This is a genomic window from Haloechinothrix sp. LS1_15 (genome assembly GCF_033042135.1).
Taxonomy (GTDB): domain Bacteria; phylum Actinomycetota; class Actinomycetes; order Mycobacteriales; family Pseudonocardiaceae; genus Haloechinothrix.
In genome coordinates this window covers 32,165-44,833 of the sequence record NZ_WBXM01000004.1, presented here as the reverse complement: position 1 = coordinate 44,833, position 12,669 = coordinate 32,165, and the positions used below count along the sequence as shown (strand labels likewise).

Below are 12,669 nucleotides of genomic sequence, written 5' to 3'. Positions count from 1 at the left end.
CTCCCCCGACATAGCTCAACCTTCCCGCCTTGCCGTCACTTTGTGTGATCGAACGTACGCGCTTGTCATAGGATACAAGGACCACACACGCCCATGGTGTGGATTCAGGCGACTTGCACCGCGCAATCACCGCCGCCGCCTCGGGTACGTTCGGCCTGCATCCGTCCAAGGATCATGTGCAGCACCTGCTGCGTTCCGATGTCGCACCTCGATATGGCCGGTGCACGACCTGTTCCCCAGCGTGATCGACCGGGACGACACTCGACGCATGTTCGCGCTCGGGATCTCACTCGTCGTCAAGCCGCTGTCTCGTACGCGATCACGCCTCGCGGCCTGCTTACTGTCCGGTGACTGCGTCGGCGTGCACACTCGCGAGGTCATGTGAGCCGCTAGAGCACGATCCACCGGACCGGCCAACAGCTCGCAAGGCAGCTTGGGACCAAGGGTCGAACGGGGTCATCGCATGGAGCGCCGAGTTCGCCCGCGAGATCGTCAGCGTGGACACCGGAACAGCGTTTCGCCCCACAACGGCGGTTCCGTAGCCTGAGAGGCGACCGAGCTGCTAGGGGGTACTGCGAATGCCGCTGCGGGATCTTCAGCCAGATGACCCGGCTGAACTCGGTCCGTTCCGCTTGCGGGGCAGGCTGGGCAGCGGGGGCATGGGCGCTGTATACCTCGGCTTCAGCGCGGATGGATCCGCTGTGGCGGTGAAAACGCTCCTTCCCGGTGCAACCGAGGACGCGCGCAATCGCCTGCGACGCGAAGCGGAACTGCTGGCGCGGGTATCGAATCCTCACGTGGCTGAGTTCCACGACGCCGACACCGATGGTGAGCTTCCGTGGTGCGCGCTCTCCTACGTCGCCGGTCCGGCGCTCTCCGAGATCGAAGCGCCGCTCGACGAGGATCGCATCGGGCAGTTAGCGGAGGGCCTCGCTGACGGTCTATCCGCGCTCCACCAGGTAGGGATCGTCCATAGAGACGTCAAACCGGGCAATATCATCCTGACCCACGCAGGCCCCGTCCTCGTGGATCTGGGCATCGCTCGAGCGCACGACATCACCGCACTGACACAAAGCGGCACGCTGGTCGGTTCACCAGCATGGATGGCGCCCGAACAGCTGCGAGGTGAGCAGACAGGGCCTGCGACGGATGTCTGGGGATGGGGTGTCACGGTCGCCTTCGCCGCGACCGGGCGCGCTCCGTTCGGCGACGAACCCCTCGCTGCGCTCGCCTGGCGCATCCAACACACGGAACCAGACCTGGCTGGGGCACCGAGATCCATCGTCGCAGCGGTCACGGCAGCACTGGCGAAGGATCCTCACGACCGACCATCCATCGGGATGCTCAGATCTACCCGCGATGCCATGCGATCTGTGGGCGCGGTAGCTGACACCGCCGAAGACCATGAGACCAGCGCGTATGCCGACGAGTCGCCCACAGCACTAGTGTCGACCCCACGCCACAAGTCAGTCGGCAAGCCGTCATCGAAAACGAAGATGGTGGCGCTGGCGGTAGGTATTCCGGTACTCATAGCTGCGCTGGCGGTCGGTGCGAGCGCGCTGACGGCTGGCGGATTCATCGCAGGCCAGGCAGACCGGAACACCGATCACACGGCTAGGCCCACCGCCCCGAACACCGAGGCCGCCCGTGAGCCAGCGCAGGAACCCACCGCCACGACGTCGGTTGTGATCGACGAGGTCGAAGCAGACCTACAGATGTTCACCAGCGCCCTGGGCGACGACTTCAAGTCGTTGGTATTCCAGCTACAGGACCTGTCAGGCGGCGCCACCTCAGGGGTGGAAGCCGACGCGCCCATCCTTGGCTCCTGGTGGGCACTGGCCGATTGGTGCGCGACGGCCAACCGCGGGACGGTGGGATCGTGCTATGACCAGGCGTCCTCCTATTTCCGACACTGGTTCGATCGCGATCCGCGAGAGATCAACACGGCAACCTGGCAAGGTGCAGGCGCCATCGGCGACTACCTCGCACGAGGCTATGAACTGACCGAACTCGCCCTCGGGTGGGAGCCCACCCAGCAGCAGATACCCGATCTCACCGCGGGCCGACCAGGTATCGATATCCGCTGCACTCCGTCCTGCGCCGAACGCATGGATCCCTCGTAACCGTGCCGATCGCACCCGATGTGCCGGTTACTGGTCTTCGTCGCGCTTCGCTCGTAGTTCCTTCGCGCGCTCCAGCCGGGTGAGAAGCTCCTGCTGAGTAGCCCCCGGTCCTCGCCGTTCCGGAGGGCACGCAGCGCACCACCGTTCGATGATCGCGATCTCCGCGTCGTAATCCTTGCGCCTGCGGTAGATGACCGCCGCGCGGTGGGTGTAGGCGGGTGCTGGTTCACGCCCGCTCACACGAGCGGCTCGTTCGGCGGCGTCGATGAGTTCCCAGAGCAGGCTCAGCGCCTCGTCGTCGCACCCCTGCGAGCTTCATGCTCCACCGGTGAGGAGTCATCCGCGACCGGTCCGGGTTCGCGCGGCATCGGACTCGTCTAAACCTCGGGCTGCGTCACCACGCCTCCTTACCGGGCCTGGTGTCGACGTTTGAGCCGAAGTCCGGGCCAGCCGATCAGCAGCCCCAAGAGGAACACCGTGATCGACGCGCTGAGTTCGCCACCTCCGAGCAGTGCCAAGGCAGCAATCACGGTGAAGAACGCGCCGATGCCGATGAGGACCCAGCCAACACACAGCAGGATGGCACTACGTGTGCCGGAGTCTCGCCAACCACGGGCCGAACCCACCTCGGGACTGTCAGGTGACGCCGCCGACTGATCACTGGCGCTGGCCGCCGGCTTCGATGCTGGCGGCACCTCCAACGGTACAGCTGCGGCCGGTGCTGCCGCTGCCCCAGCGTCAGTGGCCTGCAAGCCGAGTTCCGAACGCGCCGCACTCGCCGGTAGGACGCGGGCACCGAGCTCAACAGCGCGCTGTCGGCGCGGTTCATCATCCGGCACGTGCTCATCGACCACCAGGTGTGTCACCGATGCGGTCAGGTTCCTGGCGAGCTGGTAGCCGTGCTCCAGTACTGCCGAGCGCAGCGCGTCTGCCTCGACCGTCCTGCCCAGTACGAGCACGCGCGTGCGCTTGGCCTGCGCCTGCTGTCGGGAGACCGGCTTGCTTGACGACGAACCCTGGGTCTGCACCTGGGACGTGGGCCGCAAGTCACTGATCACGTCCGTCACGTCCAGCGCTTCCGCGACTCGGGCAAGATCGGTGACTTCGGTAGCGGTGACCGCGCCGTCCGACGCGGCCTCCCGGCGCAGCGCGACGACCACCTGCCGGTGGACCTCGCGCACGTGCTCATCCGACATACCAGCCTGCTGAGCCAGCTCGGCGAGCTGCTGCGCTTCATCGCGCGACACCTGACCGTCGCTGAGCACAGTGCCGAGCAGATCGAGGTACGCATCGTCAAGTTCGCCGGAGCTATCGTCGGCGGCCGGTTCCACCCGCAGCCGCTCGGTCAGACTCGACATCCAGCTCTCTCGAGCAACCGGCGCATCACCAGGGCGTGGTGTCAGCACCCCTGCCGTAGCCAGGCGAGGGAGGTCACCGAACCGTGGTTGACGCGTCAAGCCCATACCGTGGGAGTTCACCAGCGTCGCGATGACGTTCGCGCACGCGCGGGCGTCCGCCAGCGCGCTGTGCGCGGCGAACTCCGGGCATCCCAGTGCGTCGGTCACGGTCGGGAGCCGGTAGTTCGGCAGGCGGAGCGCGCGCCGCGAGGCCATCAGCGTGCACACGCCGGGCATCGCCACATCGGGCAGCCGCAACCGTTCCCACTCACGGGCGAGGAACCGCGCTTCGAACGGCAGGTTGTGCGCCACCACGACACTGTCCCGGCAGAGGTCCAGGAAGTTCCCCATTACGTCGGCAAGCGGCGGCGCGTCATCCAGATCCCCGCGGGTGATCTTGTGCACCCGGGTCGGCCCGGGATCAACTCCCGAACCCGGGTTCACCAGGGTGGACAGCTCGCCAAGCACCGTGCCGTCGCCACGGATGCGTACCGCACCGATCTCGACGATGTGCCCCGGGCTCATGCCGGTCGTTTCGAAGTCGATCGCGGTGTATTCACGATCCCGCGCAGGCACCCGTCCCTGCCGGGACATCTGGTGACGTTCGATCACGTCCGGCATCGCGTTCCCTTCATGGTGCTACGCGTGCCCCTTCAGCAGCGGCGAGGGCGTGCCGGTCCACGACACGTACAGCTGCTCGCGGGCGCGGCTGCCGCAGACATAGACGAGGCTGCGTTCCCGCGCCCACGCGGCGTCACCTTCTTCGCCGTCGAGCTTGCGCACTCCTGGCGGCGGCAGCTCCTTGCTGCCCGCGCCCACCACCGCCACCGCTCGGTACTCCAGACCCTTGGCGCGGTGCATCGTCATCACGCGCACCACGTCGCCCAGGGAGCTTTCCTCGGTATTGCCTTCGACGCGTGTTGCTGGAATGTCCGCATCGGACAGAGCGGCAAGGAAATCGTCACACTGGTACCCGGAGCGGGCCATCACCGCGATCTCCTTCCAACCGAGGCCCGCAGCCGACCATTCCCGCAGCCTGTCCACCAGGCCGGCTTTCTCCGCGGATACAGTGTCGAACCCGCGGGCCTGCGGCTGCGGACCGGTGAACTCCGAGCGCGATCCGCTGAGCGTGTCCGAAGCACCGTCCAGGTCATCCGCTGGCTTGCCGTGCACGACGCGTAGTGACCAGTCCAGGATCTCGCGGGAGGTCCGGTAGTTCACCGTCAGCCGGCGCGACCGGCCCCGTGTTTCGATACCCAGCCGCGATAGCACCACCGGATTGCCGTAGATCCGCTGGTGAGCGTCACCGACGATGAACAGGTCGTCGGTGTCGCGCGGGACGACGGCGCGCACGAGCCGCCAGTGCGCGGGATGTAGATCCTGGGCCTCGTCGACGATCGCGTGCCGGTAGTTCGGCAGCGCCGACACACCACCACCACCAGCCCCATCGCGGCGGGAAGCGTGATTCCGCGCAACCGCGGCGGCTTCCGATGCCGCCTGGTGGTAGGTCTTGCGCTCCTCCCCCGCCAGGATCTGAGTGAATCGTTCGAACACACCCCACAAATCGGCGCGCTGTGGTCGGGACACCCGCCTACCGCGCCCGCTGCGCGACGCTCGTAGGTATGTCTCGCGATCATTGATTCCCTGGGCCAGCACCACCTGGGACCATTCGGATCTGAGAAAGCTCACGTCCCAGTCGTTCGTGGCGTCCCGGCGGGCGGCGTTCCACGCGTCCTCCAGTCCCGGGTCCTCGTCGCCGCACATCCTGGGGTGTCGCTCGCTGTCCGCCTGCGTGCTCAGCACCTTCCGTGCGAGCGCGTCAACGGTGACGACCTCGACCCGGTCGAGGATGTCCGGCCCCGCCAGCTCCTTGAGCTGCGACTCGATGTTCTGCGCGAGGTTCCTGGTGAACGTCGTGAACAGGACCTTGGCGTCGCTCCCCTCCCGTTCCAGCCGGTTGGCGAGGTGGCGGGCACGGTGGATCGCGGTGACGGTCTTGCCGGTGCCGGCCCCGCCGGTTACGCGGTACGGCCCGTTCCAGCCGTCGTGGTACGCGAGCCTGCGTTGCAGCGGGTGCAGCCACACGCGCCATGCCTTGAAGTCCTCCTCCAGGATCGCCCGCAGTTCCTCGGTGCCCCGGCCACCGGTGAATGTCAGGCGCGACGTCGGCCGCTCCAGCGCGCCCATCACGTCGCTGGTGTCGATATCGGAAGCTTCCTCGGCGACCCAGTCGGCCCAGACGTCCTCGGGGCTCCGGCCGGCAGCCAGGTCGAGCAGCGCGTTTCCCTGGATACCGGGAAGTTCCTGCGCGACCATCAGCAGCTGGTCCTCGTCAGTGATCGCCAGGAGCCGCTCGGCAATGTCCCGCTCGATACCGAACTGGTGCAGGTCACGGGCACGCAGGCCGTTCAGCACCGGCTGGGCGGTCACCGCCCCGGTCGCCGCCGCGTTGGGTGTACTCCCGTCGACGCGGGTCACGGCTTCCTGCAGCGCGGCCTCGTCGACGACCTCCAACGCGCCGGTGACCTCGTTGACCCCGAAGCGCAGGCTCCGCGCGAACGGCACCGCCTCGTCGTGCGGCTTCACCGCGACAAGCACGTAACCATGTGACTCCGGCAGCTCGATCAGCACGGCGCGCCAGAACTCGTTGACGCGTGCGGTCTTGACGCGCTTGTCCTTGACCGTCTCCGGCGTCTTGACGTCCAGCGATGGCGCATCCGGGCGTTCCTGGAGCTTGACGAGAAAGTCCATCACCCGGTTCTTGACGGATCCGTCCAGTTTGGAGTACAACTTCGAGAAGAGGTCGGACATGACGACGGCGGTTGTCATGACTCAGCCACCCCGAACTCCTCGGCGATCGTGCGCACCAGCTCGTCCTCCCGTTCCTCACCGTCATACTTCAGCAGTCGCCACCCGTTCCTGGCGAGCCATTCATCCCGCTGCGGTTCCTCGTCGGTGACCACCGCGACCCGCCGGTCCAGCCAGCAGTACTCCACCTGCCACAGCTCGGCATCGCCGACCTCCCCGCCGGCTTCCGGCTCCGGCACACCCAGATTCGCCAGCCGCCGACCCACGCCGTGCAGGGTCTCGTCGGTGAATTCGAGCACCATCTTCCACTCCGGGTGGCTGACGTCGATCGTGATGTCCAGCTCGTCCGGCGCGGCGGCGGCCAGCGGGATGCTGCGCAGCCGGAACTCATCCAGGGACTGGCGGCTCCAGCATTCAGCCATCCGCAGCGGCAGCTCGTGGCCGTACCGCGGCAGACGCAGGAACTGCAGCAGGTTCGACCAGCGCAGCCAGTCGCGCCACTGTCCCTCGTGGCCGGTTCCGCCCACTTCGCTGGGCCGATCGTCGAGCACGACCAACGTCCCCATCGCCTCGGTTCCGGCAGCCTGGGTGTCGCCGACCACCGCGATCGGCAGCCCGGACCGGCCGTGCCGCGAAACCAGCATGACCGTGCCGTTCGCGCTCGCCACGCCGTCGCCCGTGGCCCAGCCTGTCAGGGCGTCTCGCAACTCGCTGGCGGCGCATTGCACCGGGGCGTCAGAGCCGTGCGCGGTCGAGGTGGCCAACGCGACACACGTCTGCACCGCGGTCTGCTCCCACACGGCCGCGGCGGGGTCAGTCAGGTACTCCAGCAGCGCCCGCATCGGGTTGCCCCACAGCACCGGCGCGCGGGGGTCGGTCACCTGGAAGCGCACGGCGTTGCGCACCGACCGGTCGACGAGCTCATCTTGCCTGCTCTCGTAGTTTTCGAGGATGCGACGGAAGTCCTCCACGTCGTCCCAGGTCAGCGACCACACGCGGTATCCGTGGTCGCGCAGCGCGGTGCGCTTGCGCGCATCGTCGGCGGTGCGGTCGTGCTCGGCCGAGGCGTGATAGGCCTTCCCGTCCAGGTAGATCGCCACCGGCGCGTCCTGATCGTCCTGCCGGTGCAGCAGGAAGTCAGGCTTCGTGGTGATCCCACCGGCGGTCACCGTCTGCTGCGGCCGCATGTTCCAGCGGCGCGGCGACCCGTCGCGCCCGCGCAGGCGGATGTCGAGCTCCTCGCCTTCCGGCCCCTTGGTGCCGGTCCACGACTGGCTGGGGTCGTCGTCCATCCACTGCTTGAGCTGCTCACGGAACAGCAGCTCCAGTTCGGAGTACCGCACGGCCGAGACGTCGATACCGGTGACCGTCTCCACGTCGTCGACTTCCCAGGCGTCGAGCAGATCGGCGAGCAGCTCCTGGGCGACGCGCCGGTTGGCGTGCTCCACTTCGTCGCGCCGCGCGACTCCGAGCAGGCACCGGTGGCACGCCGCGCGGCCTTCGTGCTGGCACGGGCACGATTCCAGCGCATCATGCGCCTGCCGCAGGATGCGACGCATCCGGTCGGGGTCGCCGAACCGGTCGAGGTAGCCGGTGCCGCCGGGCACGGTGTCGTGCAGCACCAGGAACCGGCGGGTGTTGCGTTGCTCGTCCGGCATCTGCGCGGTGACCACTTCGAGGTGTTGCGGGTCACCGCCGAAGTCGCGCCGCAGGCCGAGCAGCAGTGCGGTCTTGAACGACGTTAGCCGGGACTCCACATGGAACGTCGAGACCGGCAGCAACATCCGCACGGCTTGCGTGGTGATCTCATGCGAGAGCAGCAGCCGCTCCCAGACCACCGGGGTGCCGCGGCGGGTGGAACACCAGCCGCGGTGGCGCACCCTGTCCTCGGGGCCCGACTGCCACACCACGCCGCAATAGGTGCACGTGACGAACTGCGGCGCGGACTCGCGCACACCCGCGATCGCCAGGTCGGAACCGGGTCTCTCGCGCCGTCCGGTGTTGATGGTGCGCACGGTGGCCTGCCGGGCGTATTCGGCGCCGAACACGCGATCATGCAGCCGCCACGCATGCTGCACCTGGGCGGGCGCGATGTCCACCCCGGTGATGGTGGTGAACCGGATGGTGTCGCGCTCGTCCCGATCGTCGTCGATCACCGCCTCATCGCGGCGATGCACCGCCGAGACCCGCTGAAGCTCCAGCACCCGGTGCACCGCGCCGGTGTCGGCGACGGCGGCGCTGCCGCAACGCGGGCACGAGGCCGGTGCGGGTTCGACGGTTTCGGTGCCCCACCCGCAGTCGGGGCACAGCCGCATGACACGCCAGTGCGGCTGGCCTTGCGGCCCGATGTCCACCGCGTCGATCTCCATGCGGTAGCCGTGGCTGTAGAACACGGCGCCGGGGGCGAACTCAGTGAGTGCAGTGCGGCTGCCGCGGCTGTAGTTGTGTTCGGTGGTGTGGAGGGTGCCTTCACCTTCGTCATCGGTGGTCCACCACAGCGAGACGTCCAGTTCGGTACTGTCGTCGTGCAGGTTGTAGGTCGGCAGCAGCCCGAGTTCCCCGAGGCCGATGAGGGCGTCCTTCCGTCCCCGGTCGTGCAGTACATTTCGCAGCGCAGTGAGCTCGCCGCGCCAACGTTTGCGGTCTTCCTGCTGGCCGTCGTCGAGGTGTCCTTGCTTACCGAGCTCTGCGATCGAGCGCGACAGCTCCTGGATGCGGTTCTCGAGATCGCGTTGGCGTTCGACCCATTCGGCGTGCACGCGTGCGACGCTTTCTTGCAGACCAGCTTTGGCGAACTGCCGCACGCTGTCGCGGGCGTGCTCGTCGAGGTGCTGGCCGTAGAGCTGCAGGAACTGCTCGGACAGCTCGCTGGCCCGGGCGGTGACGGTGTCGATGCACTGCCGCAGCCAGCTACCCTGCTCGAGCCCGTCCTCCATCAGCAGGCCGAGCCTGGGCGGCATGTCGCGGTCGAGGGCGATGTCGCCGGTGGCGACCCGGTCGATGCAGAACGCGAAGTACTGCCGGTGCAGCAGCTCGGTGGCCGAGAGGAACGCCGCCGGTGGGGTGATCTCGCCGTCGATGAGGTGCTTGGGTTCAGAGAGGTAGTACAGGTCGCGCGAGCCGGTCGGCACGGTGGCGAGGATGAGCGCGTTGCCGGTGGAGCGCCCGGCGCGGCCGACCCGCTGCAGGTAGTTGGCAGGCCCGCGCGGCAGCGAGGCCAGCCCGACGGTGGACAGGTCGCCGATGTCGATGCCCAGTTCCAGGGTGGGTGTGCAGGTGAGCACGTTCGGATCGATCGGTGAGGTCCCGGTGGAGAAGCTGCGTTCAACCTGCTGGCGGGTGACGTCGTCGAGCATCGCGGTGTGTTCGTGGCTGACCAGGTGCCGCAACCTGCCCGACTGGTACAGCTGTCGGTAGAAGTTGTCGGGCCGCACCGGTCGGGGTTCCAGCGTGCCGGTGCAGCGCATGCGGGGGCAGGGCGCATCTAGCCACAGCTGCACCCGGTCTGGGGGAACCGGCTGGATGTGGTGGCAGGTGGGGCACCGCAGATGGGAGTTGGTGAATTGCTCATCGTCGAGCGGGGCCAGCAGCAGGTGGTCGGGTTTGAAACCGAAGACCGAGGCGTCCGAACGGGTGGTGCGCCGCATCAACGGTGCGTCGTCGCCCTCGCTGAGTTGCCGCAGCACCGGCTGCAGCAGGCCGCGGGCTTCGTCCTGGCTCACCCCGAGGCAACGCGCGGTCCAGTCGGTCAGCCAGGAGTCCCCGCGTGGCCGCAGGCTGTCGAAGTCCCCCTTGGTGCCGGTGGTGAAGAACAGCGGGGCGGCCCTTCCCTTCGGGAACTTCGGCATGCCTTTCGGGCTGCCGCCCCAGATGTGCCAGCGCTTGCCGTCATCGCCGATGTAGCTGGTGAGCCACTCGTGATCGATACCGCCACGACGTCGCAGCCGGTCGAGCAGGCCCAGGATCCACGTCTGGTAGGCGGCGGTACCGGGCAGCGTCATGCCGCGTTCGGGAAGGTTCTCGTGCTCAGCGCGCACCAGCGCGGCGTGGTGCTCCAGGTCCACGGCGTAGTCCACGGCGAGCGCGCCGGTGAGTTCGAGCGTGCGGCCGACACGTGCGTGTAAGCCGACTTCGAGCTGGGCTTGGAACGCCAGCCGCTCGCCGAGCAGGTTCCGCCGTTTGCGGCCGCGGTCCTGGTCGAGCCACTCGCCGGTGAAGCCGAGGCGGCGGGGGAAGTCGGACGGGGTGATCGCGTACAGGTCTCCGGCGGTGTTGCCGGCGAGGCCCCGGCACACCTCGGTGAGGGTGCGCTGCCGTCCGTCGAGGGCGCGCAGCATCGCGGAGCGGAAGTTGAACTGGAATGCCCGGCCTTCGATGAACGCCGCCCGGTGCGCGGCGTCCTGCACCGAGTCGGTGAACACGAGGGTTTTCTTCTCGTCGTCGGGTACGAGCGAGGACCCGAACAGCTGGGTCAGGGCGACACTGATCAGCGTGGCCACCGAGGAGCCGAGGAACCGCACCGAGTCGTCGCTGCCGCAGGAGGGGCAACGCTGCAACTCGGCGGCTTCGGCGTCGGGGGTGATCAGCACGGGCAGTCCCTTTTCGCCCTCGCGGCAGAACGCGAGGGTGCGAGGGTCGATGAGCCGCGCGCCGGGTTCGTCGTCGTCGGCCAGCAGCAGGGTGCGCGCGCTAGCCCGGTCGGTCACGGCGGCCCGGAACACCTTGCGCGGGGAACCTTCGAGCGTTTCGCCGAGCTCGGTGGCCTGCGCTTGCCACCCGGAGCGGCCGCACACGCGGCAGTAGGCGGCAGGCAGGTACCGGTAGTCGTCGTCGACCGGACCGTCGTCCCACCACGCGAACCGGGGCTGCCGGTCGACGGCCCGCAGCAGCCGGCTCACCGCGCGGACCCACAGCTGCACCTCCAGGTTCAGCAGCGGGCGGTCCTTGCCTGTGCCTGCTGGGGCACGCGCGGCCGACAGCAGCGCGAGGAAGTGCCGCAGGGCGTGCTCGACGTACTCGGGGGACTGCTTACGCATGTATCCCCACTGGTACGGGCCGTTCTCGGCCACGGCGTCCACGGCTTCGCGCAGCGTCAGCGGCCCGGACGATAGGGACTGGACCACGGCTCGGGCGAGGTAGCTGCGGCTGAGCGCGCGGCCGAGCGCCTGCTCGTCGGGGATGACGCCGGTGAGGAACTGGTGCGCCAGCGGCTGCCACGAGCCGCGACGCTCCGCGTCGGGTTGCGGCAACTCGGTCAGGTCCGGCACGTCCCGGTCGTCGACGTCGAAGTCGACGTCGGAAACGACCTCGGAGGCGTCCAGCCGCTGCTCGGTGATGACCGAGCCCGGTTCGAACTCAGTGCCGAACACGGTTTCCGCGAAGCTGCGTAGCTCCTCCGAGCGGGTGGTGCCGCCTAGGGTGGCCGACGTCGCGACCGGGGTGATCCGGCCCAGTGGTGCGCCCGGTTCGGCCACCTTCAGGGTGGCGCCGAGCCGGCGCAGCAGCATCGCCACGTCGGTGCCCTGGGCGCCGTCGTAGGTGTGGAACTCGTCCAGCACCAGGTAGCGCAGGCTGCTGGTAGAAGCACGCCACAGCGGCGCGTCGGCCTCACGAAGCAGCAGCAGGTCGAGCATCTTGTAGTTGGTCAGCAGGATGTCCGGCGGGTCGTCGCGCAGCGTCTGGCGGTGGTTGACCAGCCGGTCGCGGGTGGCCTGCTGCTGGTTGCCGTCGCCGCCGATATACACCCCGGCGGTAACCTGCCGTAGGGCCGGTTCGTCGTGCAGCAGCTCCGCGATACGCCGACCCTGGTCGGTGACCAGGGCATTCATCGGGTACAGGATGATCGCTTTGATGCCGCTCTCACCGCGCGCTTTCGCCCGCGCGGCGTGATCCAGCAGCGGGTAGAGGAACGACTCCGTCTTGCCGGAGCCGGTGCCGGTCGTGACGATCGTCGGCTGTGCGGGGCTGTGCCGCGTCGACAGCCGTTCGAAGGCCTGCGCCTGGTGCCGGTACGGGCTGAACCACGAGGGCAGCCAGTCCAGCGGGGAACGCCACCCCTGCTCCACCGCCTGGAACGGGGTACGTATCCGCAGGTACGGGCCACGGAAGATCCCGTGTGTGGGGTCGGACAGGAACCGCTGCAGCTCGGTGCGCGCCTCATCCTCTGCCAGGGCGAAGGTGGTCGAGAGGTACTCCGTGAGCGCGTGCTCGGCCTCCTTCGCGAGCAGCGACGGATACATCGACAGTTCCCTTCCCCGGACGGCTTCGGCACTCTATGTGATCATCGCGCAAGTAGCGCGTGACGTTAAGGGCCGTTACTGAGTCGTGGTATGGGGTCGTGG

Annotated in this window: 5 protein-coding genes; 1 reads left to right on the top strand and 4 read right to left on the bottom strand. The window is 68.2% G+C overall.

From position 1 onward, the window contains the following. Window positions 1–578 precede the first annotated feature (578 nt). Window positions 579–2,123 carry a serine/threonine-protein kinase gene (locus F8178_RS07485; protein WP_317493952.1) on the top strand — a complete coding sequence of 515 codons (1,545 nt, stop codon included), beginning with the start codon at window positions 579–581 and terminating at the stop codon, window positions 2,121–2,123. A 27-nt stretch (window positions 2,124–2,150) separates the two neighbouring features. Here the strand turns inward: F8178_RS07485 and F8178_RS07480 are convergent, their stop codons facing one another. The 4 genes from F8178_RS07480 to F8178_RS07465 all read right to left on the bottom strand — a co-directional run bounded on the left by F8178_RS07480 (window position 2,151) and on the right by F8178_RS07465 (window position 12,567). Then, on the bottom strand, window positions 2,151–2,363 hold the full coding sequence (locus F8178_RS07480) for a hypothetical protein (RefSeq protein WP_317493951.1): 213 nt from the start codon (window positions 2,361–2,363) through the stop codon (window positions 2,151–2,153). Window positions 2,364–2,530: 167 nt separating this feature from the next. Next, a complete protein-coding gene (locus F8178_RS07475; RefSeq protein WP_317493950.1) occupies window positions 2,531–4,141 on the bottom strand; it encodes an exonuclease domain-containing protein in 1,611 nt (536 codons plus the stop codon). Window positions 4,142–4,159: 18 nt separating this feature from the next. Continuing rightward, window positions 4,160–6,349 carry a UvrD-helicase domain-containing protein gene (locus tag F8178_RS07470; protein ID WP_317493949.1) on the bottom strand — a complete coding sequence of 730 codons (2,190 nt, stop codon included), beginning with the start codon at window positions 6,347–6,349 and terminating at the stop codon, window positions 4,160–4,162. Continuing rightward, window positions 6,346–12,567, bottom strand: coding sequence for a DEAD/DEAH box helicase (locus tag F8178_RS07465; RefSeq protein ID WP_317493948.1), 6,222 nt, complete (start codon window positions 12,565–12,567; stop codon window positions 6,346–6,348). The genes F8178_RS07470 and F8178_RS07465 overlap by 4 nt, the downstream gene beginning before the upstream one ends. Between the last annotated feature and the right edge of the window lie 102 nt (window positions 12,568–12,669).

What these genes read in the sequence shown, in the direction of transcription:
- F8178_RS07485 (WP_317493952.1), top strand. Translation starts at nt 579, where the DNA reads ATGCCGCTGCGGGATCTTCAGCCAGATGACCCGGCTGAACTCGGTCCG.
- F8178_RS07475 (WP_317493950.1), bottom strand. Translation starts at nt 4,141, where the DNA reads ATGCCGGACGTGATCGAACGTCACCAGATGTCCCGGCAGGGACGGGTG.
- F8178_RS07470 (WP_317493949.1), bottom strand. Translation starts at nt 6,349, where the DNA reads ATGACAACCGCCGTCGTCATGTCCGACCTCTTCTCGAAGTTGTACTCC.
- F8178_RS07465 (WP_317493948.1), bottom strand. Translation starts at nt 12,567, where the DNA reads ATGTATCCGTCGCTGCTCGCGAAGGAGGCCGAGCACGCGCTCACGGAG.